Genomic DNA, 18,593 nt, shown 5'->3' on the forward strand with positions numbered 1-18,593 from the left:
GGCCCCAGGGTTTCAGCACTGATGCAAAAATCGCTGGGGCTGCTTTGCAGCCCTTTCGCGGCACAAGGCCGCTCCTACAGGGATTGCGTGTGGCTCAGTTCAGCACCCGCGCCGGCTCATCCGGCGGCAGGTTGTCCCGGCCACGCGGCTGTTTCGGCTGCCCAGGCACCGAGCCGCCCAACTGCTCGGCCAACTGCTGCGCCACATCCTCGCCCAGCGCCTTCGACACATCCCGCACCACCCGCGGACGGTTCAGCGTCACGCGGCGGTCCTGGCTCTTCACCAGCTTGGTGTCTTGCCCCTCACCCATGGCGGTGAACGCCGAGGTGATCTCGTAGGTGCGGGTGTTGATCAGGCTGAAGTCGGCGACCACGGTCAGGCCCAGCACCGCCGAGTAGCTGTCGGTGTGGTCCAGCGAGTTGATGTCCTGCTGGAAGTCGATGTCCGACAGGGTACCGAACAGCACGTAGTCGGCGCCCTTGAACGCGCCGTTCTTGATGCGGCGGATCACGTCGTAGACGTCTTCCTTCGAGTCGGCGGTATAAGGACGACCCTGGACCAGCTGGAACATGCCGGTCTTGAGGATCTCACCCTTGATGTCGCCACCGAACTTGCGCAACTCGGTCTGCTCGATGTAGCTGTTGAGGCTCTCGTACTCGCTGTAGCTCGACTGGCCGCTGGCGTGGTACATGCCGGCCTGGCCGCTGCTCTGGGCGTTGATGGTGTGGATGTACTCCTCCACCTGCGCTTGATAAGCCAGGTCGGTCACCGCCACCTTGGGGGCCGCCTGCGCGCCGAAGGCGCAGGCCAGGCCAATGATTGCCATCCATGCACGCATCGATCAGCGCTCCGTGGTCTTGCGGATTTCTTTTTCGTCCATCCACTCGGCCAGGCCGCTTTCCACGTCGATCAGCTGCAGGCTGAACTTGTAGAACACGTCCTTGTAGTCGCTGCTGCGCTTGACGATCGAGCTGATCGAACCTTCCAGGCGGTACTTGGCGGCGATCATGTTGCCGGTCTTGGCCACGGTCTTCTTCTTGTACAGACCGCTCTGGTTCTGCAGCTTGAGCTGGTCGACCTGGCTCTGCATGTCGGTGTTGTCGCTGGCGAAGCGGGCGGCGCCGGACTTCATCAGCTGGGTCTTGATCGAGGTGGTGATCTCGCGGGTATCGATGTACTCGCTGGTCTTGTTCTTCACGTCGTACACCTGCACCACCGGGCGGCCGTGCAGCACGCCGGACTGGGCCAGGGAGCGGGTCATGCTCTCGGCGATCATCTGCAGGTCGGTGGAGCCGAACTCGTTGGTCACCAGCTCGACGGCCTTGCTGTCGCCGTAGCTGATGTTCTTGCCGCCGAGAACCGGCGACGGGGTGCTGCAGCCGCTGACCAGGGCGATGGCGATGGCGGCGAGGGAAAGGCGTGCAAACATGGAACGTGCTCCTGAAAGGGGTTACCGGGTGTGGACTTCGAGGCGGAAGTCGCGGGCAGCGGGGGTCGGGGCGATGGCGGGGAGGAACTTGGCCTGCTTGCCGTACAGCGGCAGGGCTTTCCAGCTCTCCTCGTCGGCCACCGGGAAACCGTCGCTGCCCAGCCAGGCGAAGCGGTAGAAGAGCGTCTGGTTGCTGCGGCTGGTGTTGGTCAGCGCCACGTTGACGGTGAGGTAGCCGTTCTCGCGGGCGACGCGCATCTGGCCGACCTCGATGTCATCCAGCTGGCCCATGGTCACCACCTTGCTGGCGGCGCTGCCGGGGGCAGGGGGCGGGGTGGCGCAGCCGGCCAGAAGGGCGACGGCGGCCAGGGCGAGGCATGTTCTGCGCATGTTCGATCCTTGGGTTACTTGAGGCTGGCGACAGCGGTGGCTGCGGCCTGCGGGGCGACTTGGACGGCCGGGCCGCCAGCGAATACGCGGTTGCCGACCACGCGCAGGCTGACCACCTGGTACGGGCGATCTACCTTCACGGTGACCTGCGTGCCGCCGAGGCTCGACGGCAGGCTCAGGTGGTGCTCACCCTGCTTGAGGCGTACGCGGGCCACCTGGGTTTCGTCGGGCAGGGTGCGCCAGGTGCGGGTATCGGCGCCTTCCAGCACGGTGGAGGCGATGCCCACCACCAGCCCGGCCATCGGGTTGGTCTGGTTCAGGTTCTTCTGCGCCACGCCGCGGCTGATGGCGCGCACGCTGGTGCGCAGGATGATGCCCGGCATGTCGTCGCGCAGGGCGCGGCGCGACATGGCCGTGGTGCTGTTGAGCGCGGTCAGGGCCAGGGCCTTGTCGTTGAGCTGGATCTCGCTCAGGTGCGCGGTCGAGGTGTCTTCGCGGATGATCGGGAACGACAGCGGGGTGATCACCAGGTTGTCCTGGATCGGCAGCGGCAGCGGGATGCGGATCGAGTCGCGGGCCGGGGCCAGGCCGGTCTGCACCACGATCAGCACGTCGCTTTCGCCGGCCTTGGCGCTGTTCTTGTCCAGTTCGAGCAGCGCCTGGTCAAGCAACGGCGTGTTCGGGCGCAGCTCGGCGGCCTTACGGTAGCCCGGCGCGGCCAGGCCTTTCTCGCCGAGGGCCTCGTAGACATAGCCGGACAGGTAATGGCTGAAGGCGCTCTGATAGCTGTTCTTCAGGCCGACCACCTCAGGGGCGTCGAGGCTGGCGACCGGGTAACCCTGCAGGTCCTTGTACTCGGTCTTGATGCCTTCCTTCTCGGCCTCTTCCTCGCGCTTGAGGTATTCCTTGTCGCGCAGCTCGGCGATGATCGCCTCGCGCTCGTGGGTCTTCTTGATTTCGGTGCGGGCACCGTCGAAATCGTTCTGCGCCAGCAGGTTCAGGGCCATCTGTGTGGTCAGCATGACTTTTTCGTAGTCATAGCCTTCGTAGCGACGGACCTTGTCGTTGACCAGGTAGCTGCCGAACTGGCTCAGGTACTTGTCGGTGTCGAGCTTGACCGACTCTTCCCACTGGAACACCACGCTGTCGGCCGAGCGCCAGGCGTCCTGGCTGCCCTTGAGGTCACCCTTGGAGCGCAGCAACTCGCCTTTTTCGAAGTAGTAGAGCAGGTCTTTCTTGTCGCCCTTGTTGTTGCTCTCGAGCAGGGCGAGGGCGGCGTCGACGTTGCCGGCGGCCAACTGCTTGTTGGTCTCCTGCAGTTCGCTGTCGTAGCTGCGGAACACCGAGCAGCCGGTGAGCTGCACGGCGGCGACCAGGGTCGCCAGGGTGAGGGCGCGGGATACCATCGGACTTCTTCTTTCCCTGAAACGGTTGGCCGCGTGGGCGGGGGCGGCAGATCCCTCTGTTTTATCGCCAGAACCTCTCGATGGAGGCGCCTTGATTGCTAATGGCTATTACGGCGGCGCGGGATTATACCCAAAGTAGTAGCGCGGTGATGGCGAATTGCTTCGCATTTTTAGGTTGATGCCATCAGTCGGAAAAAGCCATTCCCACGGACTGTTCCGCCAATTTGTCTCAAGATTTTTCATGAAATCTGCCCCTGAGCCTTGAGCGGGGGAGAGTGGAAGTGAACAATGTTCTCTTTCGTATTTCCGTCGAGATTGGCCATGATTTCCCGTTCCCGTCTGCTTGCCTGGCTGCCTGCCCTGTTGCTTGGCCCGGTGCTGGCGCTGTGCAGCACCCCGACGCTGGCCGAGGCTCCTGCCGAGGCGACCAAGGCACTGCACCTGCTGGACTACATCGGTGCCGACTACCCGCCGACCGTGCGCGACGGCAAGGTGGTGGACGACGGGGAATACCGCGAGCAGCAGGAGTTCAGCGGCGTGCTGGCCGAACTGGTCAAGGGCCTGCCCGCGCATGCCGAGCGTGGCGCCCTCGAGCAGGGCGTGCAGAGCCTGCGTCAGGCCATCGACCAGCGTCAGGACGGTGCCGCCGTCGCCCGCCAGGCCCGACAACTGGGGGCGCGTCTGGCAGTGGCTTACGAGGTCAGCCAGGCCCCGGTGATCACCCCCGACCCTGCTCGCGGCGCTTCGCTGTATGCGCAGAACTGCTCGATCTGTCATGGTGACACGGGCCTCGGCGACGGCCCGGCCGGGGTCGGCCTGGAGCCTGCGCCAGCCAACCTGCGCGATGCCGGGCGCCTCGACCAGTTGAGCCTGTTCGACCTGTACAACACCCTTGGGCTGGGCATCGAAGGCACCGAGATGCCGTCGTTCGCCGACCAGCTCGACGAGCGCCAGCGCTGGGACGTGGCGGCCTATATCGCCAGCTTCACCGCCGATCCGCAGGCGGCCAAGGGCGACAAGAACTGGAACATCGCCGACCTGGCCCGGCAGACCCCGGCCGAAGTCGCCGCCAGCGAAGGCGCGGATGCCGTGGCCGCGTTCCGCGCCCAGCGGGCGCAGCCGCCGCAGGTCAAGCGTGGCCCGGCGCAGCTGCTCGAATACACCTCCAGCACCCTGGACAAGAGCCTGGCGGCCTACCGCGCTGGCGACCACGACCAGGCCTACGACCTGTCGGTGGCGGCCTACCTGGAAGGCTTCGAGCTGGTGGAAAGCTCGCTCGACAACATTGACGCTCAGGCCCGCAAGGACACGGAAAAGTCGCTGATGGCCTACCGTCAGTCGTTGCAGGACGGCCTGCCGGTAGCCCAGGCCGAACAGCGCCTGGCCGAAGCCAAGGCCAAGCTGGAGCAAGCGGCCAAGCTGCTGGGCAGCGATGGCCTGAGCTGGTCGCTGAGCTACGTCTCCGGCCTGCTGATCCTGCTGCGCGAGGGCCTGGAGGCAATCCTGGTTTTGGCGGCGATCCTGGCCTTCCTGCGCAACACCGGGCAGCAGTCGGCGGTGCGCAGCGTCAATATCGGCTGGGGCCTGGCGCTGGTCGCCGGTTTCGCCACCTGGGCCCTGGCGGCCTATGTGATCGATGTCGGCGGTGCGCAGCGTGAGCTGCTTGAAGGCTGCACGGCACTGTTCGCCGCGGTGATGGTGCTGTGGCTCGGCGTGTGGATGCACGATCGCCGCCACGCCGCCGCCTGGCAGGACTATATCAAGCGCAGCCTGGTCAGTGGCGGCGGGCGCTTCGGCTTTGCCTTGCTGGCGTTCTTCTCGGTGTACCGCGAGCTGTTCGAGGTGATTCTGTTCTACGAGACCCTTTGGCTGCAGGCCGGTCCGGCTGGCCACCAGGCGGTGCTGGCGGGTGGCGCCACGGCGCTGGTGCTGCTGGTGGGCCTGGCCTGGGTGATCCTGCGCGGCTCGGCCAAGCTGCCGCTATCGTTGTTCTTCAGCATCAACGCGGCGCTGTTGTGCGCACTGTCGGTGGTGTTCGCCGGACATGGCGTCAAGGCGCTGCAGGAGGCCGGCGTGCTGGGTACGCGGCCAGTGGCGTTCTTCGAGTTCGACTGGCTGGGTATCCACGCCGACGCCTATTCGCTGGGCGCGCAGGCGCTGGCGTTGCTGGCCATCGTGTTCCTCTATGGGCGCAGCCGGTTGGCCGAGAAGCGCCGGGCGGCGGCCAGCTGAACCTGTGCAGGGGCGCGTGTACGGGCTTGCCCCGCGATGACGTCGGGGCTGGCATAATGTCAGCCTGTTCAGGCGCTATCGCGGGGCAAGCCCGCTCCCACGACGTCATTGCCCGGAGTACAGGAATAATCCCATGCGTGTATGGATCGATGCCGACGCCTGCCCCAAGGCGGCCAAGGACCTGATCGTCAAGTTCGCCCTCAAGCGCAAGCTCGAAGTGGTGATGGTGGCCGGCCAGCCGCAGATCAAGCCGGCCTTCGCCTGCGTGCGGCTGATCGTGGTGCCCAGCGGCATGGATGCGGCCGATGACTACCTGGTGGAGAACGCCGAGCCCGGCGAGCTGGTGATCTGCAGCGACGTGCCGCTGGCCGATCGCCTGATCAAGAAGGGCGTGGCGGCGCTGGATCCGCGCGGTCGCGAGTTCGACGAGCGCAACATGGGTGAGCGCCTGGCGGTACGCAACCTGTTTACCGAACTGCGCGAGCAGGGCCAGGTCGGCGGTGGCCAGGCGCCCTATGGTGAGCGTGAGAAGCAGGCGTTTGCCAATGCGCTGGACCGGATCCTGAGCCGCTTGTCGAAGCTATAGCTGCCCGGGCCTGCTGCGCAGGCCGTCGCGATATAAGGCCGCGCCTACAAGGAGACGCGATTCCCCTGTAGGAGCGGCCTTGCGCCGCGAAAGGGGTGCGGAGCGCCCCCCAGCGCCTTACTTGTCGTTCTCGTGGGTCAGCTCCAGCACCCGATCCACCAGCTTGTAGATGCCGCCCGCCGCCTCGCTGATCGACTTGGCCAGCATGTATGCCGGGGTGGTTACCAGCTTGCGCTGGGTATCCTCGACGATGTCGTGCACATCGCATTCCTCATGGGTGCCGCCCATCTTCACCACCGCCGCGCTGGTACCGGCGTCGTTGCCGATGGTGCAGACCACGCCCGGCCCGTAGATCTTCGCCGCCAGGGCCGGCGAGATGCAGATCAGGCCGACCGGCTTGCAGGCATCGGCAAAGGCTTCGGCCAGGGCCAGTACATCCGGGTTCACGGTGCAGTTGGCGCCTTCGACGGCGAAGTTGGACAGGTTCTTCGCCGCGCCGAAGCCACCGGGCACGATCAGGGCGTCGAAATCCGAGGCATTGGCTTCGCGAATGTCCTTCACCTCGCCACGGGCAATGCGCGCCGACTCCACCAGCACATTGCGCGATTCCGGCATCTCTTCCCCGGTCAGGTGGTCGATCACATGCATCTGCGCGATGTTCGGCGCGAAGCACTGCACCTGGGCGCCACGCTGGTCCAGGCGCAGCAGGGTGATCACGCTTTCGTGGATCTCGGCGCCGTCGTACACGCCGCAACCGGACAGAATCACCGCAACTTTTTTCGTCATGCTCAATACTCCAGTGTCGAGGCGCTAAATGTCCTCTAGTTTGGCAGATGTAGCCATGGGATTTGCCCCGTAGGCGGCCTAATCTTCGTGGACAACCTTGGAGGTGGCCGTTCATGGACCTGATTCTGCTGGCCGTGCCGTTCTTCTTCGTGCTGATCGCGGTGGAGCTGATCGCCGACCGCGTGCGCGGGCGGCGCAACTACCAGCTCGCCGACTCGATCAACAGCCTGAGCACCGGCGCGCTGTCCACCAGCACCGGGTTGCTGACCAAAGGGGTGGGGCTGGTCACCTATGCCGTGGCCTGGGAGCACCTTGCCTGGCTGCGGCTGCCGGCCGATGCCTGGTGGGTGTGGGTGGTCGCCTTCGTGCTCTACGACCTCTGCTACTACTGGCTGCACCGCCTGGGCCACGAGCGCAACGTGCTGTGGGCGGCGCACTCGGTGCATCACCAGAGCGAGGAGTACAACCTCACCACCGCCTTGCGCCAGACCAGCAGCGGCTTCCTGTTTTCCTGGATCTTCTACCTGCCGTTGGCGTTGCTGGGCGTGCCGCCCCTGGTGTTCATCACCGTGGCGTCGCTGAACCTGCTGTACCAGTTCTGGGTGCACACCCGCCATGTGCCCAAGCTGGGCTGGCTGGAGTGGATCTTCATCACGCCGTCCAACCATCGCGTCCACCATGCGCAGAATCCTCTGTACTTGGATCGCAACTATGGCGGTGTGTTCATAATCTGGGACCGACTGTTCGGCACCTTCCAGGAGGAGGACGAGCGCGAGCCGGTGATTTTCGGCGTGACCACGCCGCTGGCCAGCTGGAACCCGCTGTGGGCCAACGTGCAGTTCTACGCCCAGCTCTGGCATGACGCTCGCCGCACTGCCAGCTGGTGGGACAAGCTGCGTATCTGGTTCATGCCCACCGGCTGGCGCCCGGCGGATGTGGCCGCAGCTTATCCACAGCCCAAGCAGGACCTGGCGGCGTTTCGCAAGTTCGCGATTCCCCTGGGCAGCGCGCAGCAGCTGTACGTCACCGTGCAGTTCGCGGTCTACGTGGCGCTGGGCAGTTATCTGATGGAGGTGGCGGAGCAGGTGGCGCCCGCAGCCCTGGTGCTGGGCTGGACGGTGATGGCGTTCGGGCTGTTCGTGCTGGGCGCGGCGCTGGAGGACCGGCACTGGGCGGGGCGCCTGGAGACCGTGCGACTGCTGTCGAATGCGCCGGCGCTGTATCTGGCCGGCGCGCTTGGCTTAGTGCTGGTCACGCCCGTGTTCTGGTGGCTGCTGCTGGGCTACAGCCTGCTCAGCCTCGGCGGCCTGGCCCTCTGCCGCCGCGCGGCGCTCGGCGCGGATGTTGCGAAAACGCCGGCGCAGCCAGAGCAGCAGGCCCAGCACCAGCAGGCCGCCGAGCACCCATAGCTCGTATTTCTTGATGCTGCCGAGCATGCCTTCGAGGATGGCGCCGAAGTGATAGGCGGCCAGGCCCAGGGCCAGGGCCCACACTGCGGCGCCGATGCCGTTGAGCAGCAGGTAGCGGCGTGGCGGGTAGCCGGACAGGCCGATGGCCACCGGCATCACCGTGCGCAGGCCGTAGACGAAACGGAAACTCAGCACCCAGATATCCGGATGGCGGCGGATGTGCTCCAGCGCCCGGTCGCCCATGGCCTGCCAGCGCGGCTTGCGGGCAAGGATCTTGCGCCCGTGGCGGCGGCCCATGAAGTACCACAGCTGGTCACCGGCGTAGCTGCCGCAGAAGGCCACCAGGACCACCAGCTTGATGTCCATGTATTCGCGGAACGCAAGAAAGCCCGCGAGCACCAGGATGGTCTCGCCCTCGAAGAACGTGCCGAGAAAAAGGGCAAAGTAGCCGAAATCGTTCAGGAATTGTTGAAGCATTTTCTGGCGTGCTGGCGAAATGAACGCGCAGCCTACCCCTTCGGGCGCGTTGGGGAAAGTGTCCAAATGTGTCTCGACGTGAAGATTCCCTGCAACGACAATGGCTGCGGCCACAAGTCGCAGGGTTGCCTAAGGATGTAACACAGGCGTCATAATGGCCGCTTATAACTGTCGCGCTGCCCGCCCGCGCGGGCTCAGGAGTCTGCCGTGAGCTTTACCCCCGCCAACCGTCTGTTTCCTGCCACCCGTCTGCGTCGCAACCGCCGGGACGAATTTTCCCGTCGCCTGGTTCGCGAAAACACCCTGACCGTCGATGACCTGATTCTTCCGGTATTCGTGCTGGACGGCGAGGGCCGTCGCGAAGAAGTGCCGTCCATGCCGGGCGTCGAGCGCCTGTCGATCGACCTGCTGCTGGAAGCCGCACAGGGCTGGGTGGAATTGGGCATTCCGGCGCTGGCACTGTTCCCGGTGACCCCGACCGAGAAGAAGTCCCTCGACGGCGCCGAAGCCTGGAACCCGGACGGTATTGCCCAGCGCGCCACCCGCGCCCTGCGTGCCCGCTTCCCGGAGCTGGGGGTGATCACCGACGTGGCCCTGGACCCGTTCACCACCCACGGTCAGGACGGCATCCTCGATGAAGAGGGTTACGTGCAGAACGACATCACCGTCGAGGCACTGGTTCGTCAGGCGCTGTCCCACGCCGAGGCCGGCGCCCAGGTGGTGGCCCCGTCGGACATGATGGACGGTCGCCTCGGCGCGATCCGCCAGGCCCTGGAAGAGGCCGGCTACGTCAACGTGCGCATCATGGCCTACTCGGCCAAGTACGCCAGCGCCTACTACGGTCCGTTCCGCGACGCGGTCGGCTCGGCGCTGAACCTGGGCAAGGCCAACAAGGCCTCCTACCAGATGGACCCGGCCAACAGCGACGAGGCCCTGCACGAAGTGGCCACCGACCTCGCCGAAGGCGCCGACATGGTCATGGTCAAGCCGGGCATGCCGTACCTGGATATCGTCCACCGCGTAAAGACCGAGTTCAAGGTGCCGACCTTCGCTTACCAGGTCAGCGGCGAGTACGCCATGCACATGGCCGCGATCCAGAACGGCTGGCTCAGCGAGGCCGTGATCCTTGAATCCCTCACCGCTTTCAAACGGGCAGGCGCTGATGGCATCCTGACCTATTTCGCCGTGCGTGCCGCTCAATTGATGAGAGGGCAGTAACGCCCTCCAGGAACGTCAGATGAATAACGAAGTGCTAACCCCTGTCGAGATCAAGGATGCCCAGGCCGTGCCCGAAGAAATGGTGCAGACCCCGCCCGACCTGCCGGCGGTAGCGGAGCCGGAAGCGGTCGTCGAAGCTGCCCCGGCACCCGCGCCTGCGCCGGCCCCGGCGATCGCCGTGCCGAGCCTGGACGACAGCAGCCTGTACATTCATCGCGAGCTCTCGCAGCTGCAGTTCAACATCCGCGTGCTGGAGCAGGCGCTGGACGAATCGTACCCGCTGCTCGAGCGCCTGAAGTTCCTGCTGATCTTCTCCAGCAACCTCGACGAGTTCTTCGAGATCCGCGTGGCGGGCCTGAAGAAGCAGATCAACTTCGCCCGCGAACAGGCCGGCGCCGACGGCCTGCAGCCGCACCAGGCGCTGGCGCGCATCAGCGAGCTGGTGCACCTGGAGGTGGATCGCCAGTACGCGATCCTCAACGATGTGCTGCTGCCGGAGCTGGAGAAGCACGCCATCCGCTTCATCCGCCGGCGCTACTGGACACCCAAGCTCAAGACCTGGGTGCGCCGTTACTTCCGCGACGAGATCGCGCCGATCATCACCCCGATCGGCCTCGACCCGACCCACCCGTTCCCGCTGCTGGTGAACAAGAGCCTGAACTTCATCGTCGAGCTCGAGGGTGTCGACGCCTTCGGCCGCGACTCGGGCCTGGCGATCATCCCGGCGCCGCGCCTGCTGCCGCGGGTCATCCGTGTGCCGGAAGAGGTCGGTGGCCCGGGCGACAACTATGTGTTCCTGTCGTCGATGATCCACGCCCACGCCGACGACCTGTTCCAGGGCATGAAGGTCAAGGGCTGCTACCAGTTCCGCCTGACCCGCAACGCCGACCTGGCGCTGGACTCCGAGGAAGTCGACGACCTGGCCCGCGCCCTGCGCGGCGAGCTGTTCTCGCGCCGCTACGGCGATGCCGTGCGTCTCGAGGTGGCCGACACCTGCCCGAAACACCTCTCCGACTACCTGCTCAAGCAGTTCAGCCTGAGCGAGAGCGAGCTGTACCAGGTCAACGGCCCGGTCAACCTGACCCGCCTGTTCAGCATCACCGGCCTCGACAGTCACCCGGAGCTGCAGTACACGCCGTTCACCCCGGCGATCCCCAAGCTGCTGCAGAACGCCGACAACATCTTCAGCGTGATCGGCAAGCAGGACGTGCTGCTGATGCACCCGTTCGAGTCGTTCACCCCGGTGATCGACCTGCTGCGCCAGGCCGCCAAGGACCCGCACGTACTCGCCGTGCGCCAGACCCTGTACCGCTCGGGCGCCAACTCGGAGATCGTCGACGCCCTGGTGGACGCGGCGCGTAATGGCAAGGAGGTCACCGCGGTGATCGAGCTGCGCGCGCGCTTCGACGAAGAGTCCAACCTGCAGATGGCCAGCCGCCTGCAGGCCGCAGGCGCGGTGGTGATCTACGGCGTGGTCGGTTTCAAGACCCACGCCAAGATGATGTTGATCCTGCGCCGCGAGCAGGGCGAGATCGTCCGTTACGCGCACCTGGGCACCGGCAACTACCACGCCGGCAACGCCCGCCTGTACACCGACTACAGCCTGCTGACTTCCGACGACGCCCTCACCGAGGACGTCGGCAAGCTATTCAGCCAGCTGATCGGCATGGGCAAGACCCTGCGTATGAAGAAGCTGCTGCACGCCCCCTTCACCCTGAAGAAGGGCATGCTCGACATGATCGCCCGGGAGACCCAGTTCGCCCTGGAAGGCAAGCCGGCGCACATCATCGCCAAGTTCAACTCGTTGACCGACGCGAAGATCATCAAGGCGCTGTACAAGGCCAGCCAGTCGGGCGTGCGCATCGACCTGGTAGTGCGCGGCATGTGCTGCCTGCGTCCGGGCATTCCGGGGGTGTCGCACAACATCCACGTGCGCTCGATCATCGGCCGCTTCCTCGAGCACACCCGGGTGTTCTACTTCCTCAACGGCGGCGAGGAGCAGATCTACCTGTCCAGCGCCGACTGGATGGAGCGTAACCTCGACAAGCGTGTCGAGACCTGCTTCCCGGTGGAGGGCAAGAAGCTGCTGCTGCGGGTGAAGAAGGAGCTGGAGGGGTACCTGACCGACAACACCCAGGCCTGGACCCTGCAGCCGGACGGGCGCTACGTGCGCAGCACGCCGACCGGCAACCAGAACCCGCGCAGTGCCCAGGCGACGCTGCTGGAGCGGCTGAGCAATCCGGTGCTCAACGTACGCTAGATATATTGCTGGGGCCGCTTCGCGGCCCTTTCCGACCGGTCCGACGCCTCGGCAAGGCCGCTCCTACAGGGGCCACTATTGCCTGTAGGAGCGGCCTTGTGCCGCGAACACCGGCGCAGCCGGTGCCATACCCCGCGGCTTACCGGACGCTGAGAACAAAATTGACCCGCGCCAGCCATTCCGCCTCGTTGGCGAAGTCGGCTTGGGTCAGCTGGTTCTGCTCCAGCCAGCCGCTCGGGAAGACCACCGCCAGGCTGTTGTCGCCAGCCTGTAGCTCCACCTTGGGCATCTGCTGGGTGCCGCGGATATGGTGGAACAGGATGGCGAAGCGCAGCAGCACGCACAGGCGGATCAGCTTGACGCCTTCGTCGCCGAACTCGGCAAACTTGTCCTTGGGAATGTTGCGACGGTGGCCACGCACCAGCAGGGCCATCATCTGCTGGTCCTCGCGAGAGAAGCCCGACAGGTCGGAGTGCTCGATCAGGTAGGCGCCGTGCTTGTGGTAGTGGTAGTGGGCAATATCCAGTCCTATTTCATGGATTTTCGCCGCCCAACCCAGCAGATCGCGCCAGTTTCCCTCCTCCAGCTCCCATGCTGCGGCCACCTGGTCGAAGGCGTGCAGCGCCTTGCGCTCCACGCGCGCGGCCTGGCCCTGGTCGACGTGGTAGCGCTCCATCAGCGAGTTCAGGGTGCGCTCGCGCACGTCCTCGTGGTGATGGCGGCCCAGCAGGTCGAACAGCACGCCTTCGCGCAGGGCGCCGTCGCAGTGGTCCATGCGCTGCAGTTCCAGGGCGTCGAAGATCGCCTCGAGGATGGCCAGACCCGCCGGGAAGATGGTTCGGCGATCGGGCTTGACCCCTTCGAAGTCGATCTTGTCGGTCTCGCCGAGTTTGAACAGCTTGCGCTTGACCGCCGCCAGCCCCTCGGCGTTGACCTCGCCGCTGCCCTGGCCGATGGCCTTGATCGCCGCGGCGATGGCGCGAATGGTCCCGGACGAGCCGATGGCTTCGTCCCAGGTCAGGCGGTGCAGGGCGTTCTCGATGCTCATCAGTTCCAGGCGCGCGGCGGTGTAGGCCTGGGCGTAGCGCGCCGGGGTGATCTTGCCGTCGCGGAAGTAGCGCTGGGTGAAGCTCACGCAGCCCATCTGCAGGCTTTCGCGCAGCAAAGGCTCGAAACGCTGGCCGATGATGAACTCGGTGCTGCCGCCGCCGATGTCGGCGACCAGGCGCTTGCCGGGGGTGTCGGCCAGGGTGTGGGACACGCCCAGGTAGATCAGGCGCGCCTCTTCGCGGCCGGAGATGACCTCGACCGGGTGGCCGAGGATGGCTTCGGCGCGCAGGATGAATTCGTTGCGGTTGCGCGCTTCGCGCAGGGCGTTGGTGCCGACGATGCGCACCGAGCCCTGGGGCATGCCGTTGATCAGCTGGGCGAAGCGCTTGAGGCATTCCAGGCCGCGTTGCATGGCTTCTTCGCTGAGCTTGCGGTCATCGTCGATGCCGGCGGCGAGCTGAACCTTTTCTCCAAGCCTTTCGAGGATGCGGATTTCCGTGTGATGGGCCTTGGCCACGACCATGTGGAAGCTGTTGGAGCCCAGGTCGATGGCGGCGATCAGAGACAGGTTCTTCGCGGTGGTGTGCGGCATGGTCTGGAGATTCTCGGTCGTTAACCCGGCAATCGTGCCACGATCGCGGGCATACGCCAACGAGCGGCATGGCAAGGCTTGATGCATGGCAATGTCATGGCAATGTTATGACCTTGACATGACAGTTTCGATTCGTGGCGTCTTGCACAACTATAGTTAGACTCAATCGTCCGTGGCTTCCTGTCGCGCCTGGGTGCGGCTATGATGGGCAACGTTTTTTTGTGCTTACGACCTGGAGATATCCATGAGCAGCGATCTTATCAAACATGTCACCGATGCCAGCTTCGAAGCCGAAGTACTCAAGGCTGAAGGCGCGGTGCTGGTCGACTACTGGGCTGAATGGTGCGGCCCATGCAAGATGATCGCTCCGGTACTGGACGACATCGCCGCTGAATACCAGGGCAAGGTGACCATCGCCAAGCTGAACATCGATGAAAACCAGGAAACCCCGGCCAAGCACGGCGTGCGTGGCATCCCGACGCTGATGCTGTTCAAGAACGGCAACGTCGAGGCCACCAAGGTCGGCGCGCTGTCCAAGTCGCAGCTCAAGGCGTTCCTCGACGCCAGCCTGTGATGTGATGAAGCCCCGCAAATGCGGGGCTTTTCTTTATCTGTCGTAGGCATTTTCCGCGAGGGCCGGCGAGCCCCGCTATCGCGCCCATCCAGACGGATAGCCCCGGAAATCGGTGGCCAAAACCACTAGACGTCGAAAAAAGCAAGTGTTACATTCGGCCTCGCACTGCTTCTCCAGTGCCCTCTGCACGCCGTCGCCGAAGCATCCCTAATTCGAATCAGTACGCGATCCTGTCGCCATCTAGCGGCGCGGCCTCATTAAGCCAACGCTTAATTTCTCCCTTCCTTACATGATTACGTCACTCCCCTTATGAACCTGACAGAACTCAAGCAAAAGCCGATTACCGATCTTTTGGAAATGGCCGAACAGATGGGCATCGAAAACATGGCCCGTTCGCGCAAACAGGACGTGATTTTCGCCCTGCTGAAAAAGCATGCGAAAAGCGGCGAAGAGATCTCGGGTGACGGCGTGCTGGAGATTCTCCAGGATGGTTTCGGTTTCCTGCGTTCGGCGGATGCCTCTTACCTGGCCGGTCCTGACGACATCTACGTTTCGCCCAGCCAGATCCGTCGCTTCAACCTGCGCACCGGCGACACCATCGTCGGCAAGATCCGTCCACCGAAGGAAGGCGAGCGTTACTTCGCGCTGCTGAAGGTCGATACCATCAACTTCGACCGTCCGGAAAACGCGAAGAACAAGATTCTCTTCGAAAACCTGACGCCGCTGTTCCCCAACAAGCGCCTGAAGATGGAAGCCGGCAACGGTTCCACCGAAGACCTCACCGGTCGCGTCATCGACCTGTGCGCCCCGATCGGCAAAGGCCAGCGCGGCCTGATCGTCGCCCCGCCGAAAGCGGGCAAGACCATCATGCTGCAGAACATCGCGGCCAACATCACCCGTAACAACCCCGAGTGCCACCTGATCGTCCTGCTGATCGACGAGCGCCCGGAAGAAGTGACCGAAATGCAGCGCACTGTGCGCGGCGAAGTGGTCGCCTCGACCTTCGACGAACCGCCGACCCGCCACGTGCAGGTCGCCGAGATGGTCATCGAGAAGGCCAAGCGCCTGGTCGAGCACAAGAAGGACGTGGTCATCCTGCTCGACTCGATCACCCGTCTGGCCCGTGCCTACAACACCGTGATCCCGAGCTCCGGCAAGGTGCTGACCGGTGGTGTCGACGCCCACGCCCTGGAGAAGCCGAAGCGTTTCTTCGGTGCCGCGCGTAACATCGAGGAAGGCGGTTCGCTGACCATCATCGCCACCGCGCTGGTCGAGACCGGCTCGAAGATGGACGAAGTGATCTACGAAGAGTTCAAGGGTACCGGCAACATGGAGCTGCCCCTGGACCGTCGTATTGCCGAGAAGCGCGTGTTCCCGGCCATCAACATCAACAAGTCCGGTACCCGTCGCGAAGAGCTGCTGACCGCCGACGACGAGCTGCAGCGCATGTGGATCCTGCGCAAGCTGCTGCACCCGATGGACGAGATCGCCGCCATCGAGTTCCTGGTCGACAAGCTCAAGCAGACCAAGACCAACGATGAGTTCTTCCTGTCGATGAAGCGCAAGTAAGCGTTTCAGACTGGAACCGATTGGGGCTGCTGCGCAGCCCATCGCGGCACAAGGCCGCGATGGGTCGCGAAGCGGCCCCTTTTCATTTTTGCCCCCAAACAAGGCGTGAACGGCGCTACACTCTGCCCCCCGACCGATACGCCCAACACGAGGCCCTTGCATGCAGTATCGCGATTTGCGCGACTTCATCCGTGGCCTGGAACAGCGCGGTGAACTCAAGCGCATCCAGGTTCCCATCTCCCCTGTACTGGAAATGACCGAAGTCTGCGACCGCACCCTGCGCGCCAAGGGCCCGGCGTTGCTGTTCGAAAAACCCACCGGCTTCGACATCCCGGTGCTGGGCAACCTGTTCGGCACCCCCGAGCGGGTGGCCATGGGCATGGGCGCCGAATCGACCGAAGAACTGCGCGAGATCGGCAAGCTGCTGGCGTTCCTCAAGGAGCCCGAGCCACCGAAGGGCCTGAAGGACGCCTGGTCGAAACTGCCGATCTTCAAGAAGGTCGTGTCCATGGCGCCGAAGGTGGTCAAGGACGCGGTATGCCAGGAGATCGTGGTCGAGGGTGACGACGTCGACCTGGGCCAGTTGCCGATCCAGCACTGCTGGCCGGGCGACGTGGCGCCGCTGATCACCTGGGGCCTGACCGTCACTCGCGGGCCGAACAAGGACCGCCAGAACCTCGGTATCTATCGTCAGCAGGTGATCGGCCGCAACAAGGTGATCATGCGCTGGCTGAGCCACCGTGGCGGCGCGCTGGACTACCGCGAATGGTGCGAGAAGCACCCCGGCCAGCCATTCCCGGTGGCCGTGGCCCTGGGCGCGGACCCGGCGACCATCCTCGGTGCCGTGACCCCGGTCCCGGACACCCTTTCCGAATACGCTTTTGCCGGCTTGCTGCGCGGCAACCGCACCGAGCTGGTCAAGTGCCGTGGCAACGACCTGCAGGTGCCGGCCACCGCCGAGATCATCCTCGAAGGCGTGATCCACCCCGGCGAGATGGCCCCGGAAGGCCCGTACGGCGACCACACCGGCTACTACAACGAAGTGGACAGCTTCCCGGTGTTCACCGTCGAGCGCATCACCCACCGGCAGAAACCGATCTACCACAGCACCTACACCGGCCGACCGCCGGATGAGCCGGCGATCCTCGGCGTGGCGCTGAACGAAGTGTTCGTGCCGATCCTGCAGAAGCAGTTCCCCGAGATCATCGACTTCTACCTGCCGCCGGAAGGCTGCTCGTACCGCATGGCGGTGGTGACCATGAAGAAGCAGTATCCAGGCCACGCCAAGCGCGTCATGCTGGGTGTGTGGTCGTTCCTGCGACAGTTCATGTACACCAAGTTCGTTATCGTCACCGACGACGACATCAACGCCCGCGACTGGAACGATGTGATCTGGGCCATCACCACGCGCATGGACCCCAAGCGTGATACGGTGATGATCGACAACACCCCGATCGACTACCTCGACTTCGCGTCGCCGGTGTCGGGCCTGGGGTCGAAGATGGGCCTGGATGCCACGCACAAATGGCCGGGCGAGACTACACGCGAATGGGGCCGGGTCATCGTCAAGGACGAGGCCGTCACCCGCCGTATCGATGAGCTGTGGGACCAGTTGGGAATAGATTGATGCAGGTAACCTTGCAGCCTTCCGGGGCGGTACTGGCGGTCGAACCGGGTGAAAGGATTCTGGATGCCGCGCGGCGCCTGGGCTACGACTGCCCAAGCAGCTGCCGTAACGGCAACTGCCATGTGTGTGCCGCGCTATTGGTGGAGGGCAGTGTTCGCCAGGAAGGCCAAGTCCGCGATCACGGTGAACTGTTCACCTGCATCGCCGAGCCGCTGGAGGACTGCGTCTTGCTGTGGGATGGTGTGCTGGCCCTGGGCGAGCTGCCGGTGCGCAAGCTGGCCTGTACCGTGAGCGAATGCGTCGAGGTCGGTGGCGACGTCTGGCGCGTGCGCCTGCGCGCGCCTGCCGGCAAGCCGCCGCGCTATCACGCGGGGCAGTACCTGATGATCGAGCGCGAGGGCATGGACAAGGCGGCCTTCTCCCTCGCCTCGGCGCCCCACGGTGGCCGTGACCTGGAGCTGCACGTGCTGGCCCGGGAAAGCAGCGCCGTGCAGTTGATCGAGCAACTGCGGCGCAGTGGCCTGGCGCGTATCGAACTGCCGTTCGGTGATGCCCATCTGGCGGAGCTGCCTGACGGCCCGCTGGTGCTGATCGCCGCCGGTACCGGCATGGGCCAGATGCACAGCCTGGTCGAGCACTGCCGCGCCCAGGGCTTCAAGCATCCGGTGCATTTGTACTGGGGCGTGCGCCGGCCCGAGGACTTCTACGAGATCGAGCACTGGGACGAGTGGCAGCGCCTGCCCAACCTGTTCCTGCACAAGGTGGTCAGCGACCTGTGCGGCTGGGAAGGGCGCTGTGGCCTGTTGCACGAGGCAGTGTGCGAGGACATCGGCGACCTGAATCAGGTGCACGTCTATGCCAGCGGCTCGCCGAACATGGTTTACGCCACCCTTGATGCGTTGGTCGAGGCCGGCATGGATGCCCACCGCATGCGTGCCGACGTGTTTGCCTACGCGCCGCGGGGGTGATGGCCACTTATCTTTGAGCA

General features: G+C 64.7%; 15 protein-coding genes and 1 pseudogene. 9 read left to right on the plus strand and 7 right to left on the minus strand.

Annotation, left to right across the window (positions count from 1 at the left end; all coding sequences use genetic code 11):
* Positions 1–94 precede the first annotated feature (94 nt).
* The 4 genes from V0R62_RS05145 to V0R62_RS05160 are packed head-to-tail and all read right to left on the minus strand — an operon-like array spanning position 95 to position 3,225.
* Complete coding sequence (locus tag V0R62_RS05145; RefSeq protein WP_330102989.1) at positions 95–838, minus strand: penicillin-binding protein activator LpoB; 744 nt, start codon at positions 836–838, stop codon at positions 95–97.
* Positions 839–841: 3 nt separating this feature from the next.
* On the minus strand, positions 842–1,429 hold the full coding sequence (lpoB, locus tag V0R62_RS05150; RefSeq protein WP_028689243.1) for a penicillin-binding protein activator LpoB: 588 nt from the start codon (positions 1,427–1,429) through the stop codon (positions 842–844).
* A gap of 21 nt (positions 1,430–1,450) precedes the next feature.
* Positions 1,451–1,819, minus strand: coding sequence for a YcfL family protein (locus V0R62_RS05155; protein ID WP_062575563.1), 369 nt, complete (start codon positions 1,817–1,819; stop codon positions 1,451–1,453).
* A 14-nt stretch (positions 1,820–1,833) separates the two neighbouring features.
* Positions 1,834–3,225, minus strand: a complete 1,392-nt coding sequence (locus V0R62_RS05160) for a COG3014 family protein (protein WP_330102990.1) — start codon at positions 3,223–3,225, stop codon at positions 1,834–1,836.
* Positions 3,226–3,513: 288 nt separating this feature from the next.
* Here V0R62_RS05160 and V0R62_RS05165 point away from each other — a divergent pair, with 288 nt between their 5' ends.
* Positions 3,514–5,457 carry a cytochrome c/FTR1 family iron permease gene (locus V0R62_RS05165; RefSeq protein WP_330102991.1) on the plus strand — a complete coding sequence of 648 codons (1,944 nt, stop codon included), beginning with the start codon at positions 3,514–3,516 and terminating at the stop codon, positions 5,455–5,457.
* 133 nt (positions 5,458–5,590) lie between these two features.
* Positions 5,591–6,043, plus strand: coding sequence for a YaiI/YqxD family protein (locus V0R62_RS05170; RefSeq protein ID WP_050707476.1), 453 nt, complete (start codon positions 5,591–5,593; stop codon positions 6,041–6,043).
* A gap of 117 nt (positions 6,044–6,160) precedes the next feature.
* On the opposite strand, the gene elbB is transcribed toward V0R62_RS05170, so the two are convergent.
* Entirely contained in the window at positions 6,161–6,829 is a 669-nt protein-coding gene (gene elbB, locus V0R62_RS05175) for an isoprenoid biosynthesis glyoxalase ElbB (protein WP_330102992.1), read from the minus strand.
* Positions 6,830–6,942: 113 nt separating this feature from the next.
* On the opposite strand from elbB, the pseudogene V0R62_RS05180 reads away from it, so the two are divergent.
* Positions 6,943–7,569: pseudogene (locus V0R62_RS05180) on the plus strand (sterol desaturase family protein); the annotation flags it as partial.
* Between the two features lie 501 nt (positions 7,570–8,070).
* Here the strand turns inward: V0R62_RS05180 and V0R62_RS05185 are convergent.
* Entirely contained in the window at positions 8,071–8,715 is a 645-nt protein-coding gene (locus V0R62_RS05185) for a DedA family protein (protein WP_082337832.1), read from the minus strand.
* A 207-nt stretch (positions 8,716–8,922) separates the two neighbouring features.
* On the opposite strand from V0R62_RS05185, the gene hemB reads away from it, so the two are divergent.
* Entirely contained in the window at positions 8,923–9,933 is a 1,011-nt protein-coding gene (gene hemB, locus V0R62_RS05190; RefSeq protein WP_050707473.1) for a porphobilinogen synthase, read from the plus strand.
* Positions 9,934–9,952: 19 nt separating this feature from the next.
* Entirely contained in the window at positions 9,953–12,193 is a 2,241-nt protein-coding gene (gene ppk1, locus V0R62_RS05195; protein ID WP_198745210.1) for a polyphosphate kinase 1, read from the plus strand.
* A gap of 139 nt (positions 12,194–12,332) precedes the next feature.
* Here the strand turns inward: ppk1 and ppx are convergent, their stop codons facing one another.
* Positions 12,333–13,835, minus strand: coding sequence for an exopolyphosphatase (gene ppx, locus V0R62_RS05200; protein ID WP_330102993.1), 1,503 nt, complete (start codon positions 13,833–13,835; stop codon positions 12,333–12,335).
* Positions 13,836–14,079: 244 nt separating this feature from the next.
* Here ppx and trxA point away from each other — a divergent pair, with 244 nt between their 5' ends.
* From trxA to V0R62_RS05220, 4 genes are all read left to right on the plus strand, one after another.
* A complete protein-coding gene (gene trxA / locus V0R62_RS05205; protein WP_330102994.1) occupies positions 14,080–14,409 on the plus strand; it encodes a thioredoxin TrxA in 330 nt (109 codons plus the stop codon).
* A 309-nt stretch (positions 14,410–14,718) separates the two neighbouring features.
* The gene (gene rho, locus V0R62_RS05210; protein ID WP_011536308.1) at positions 14,719–15,978 is read left to right on the plus strand and encodes a transcription termination factor Rho; all 1,260 of its coding nucleotides are present in this window, start codon (positions 14,719–14,721) and stop codon (positions 15,976–15,978) included.
* Positions 15,979–16,138: 160 nt separating this feature from the next.
* A complete protein-coding gene (gene ubiD / locus V0R62_RS05215; RefSeq protein ID WP_330102995.1) occupies positions 16,139–17,605 on the plus strand; it encodes a 4-hydroxy-3-polyprenylbenzoate decarboxylase in 1,467 nt (488 codons plus the stop codon).
* On the plus strand, positions 17,605–18,573 hold the full coding sequence (locus tag V0R62_RS05220) for a CDP-6-deoxy-delta-3,4-glucoseen reductase (protein ID WP_050707468.1): 969 nt from the start codon (positions 17,605–17,607) through the stop codon (positions 18,571–18,573). The genes ubiD and V0R62_RS05220 overlap by 1 nt, the downstream gene beginning before the upstream one ends.
* The last annotated feature ends 20 nt before the right edge of the window (positions 18,574–18,593 follow it).

It is taken from the genome of Pseudomonas carassii (assembly GCF_036324045.1).
GTDB lineage: Bacteria > Pseudomonadota > Gammaproteobacteria > Pseudomonadales > Pseudomonadaceae > Aquipseudomonas > Aquipseudomonas peradeniyensis.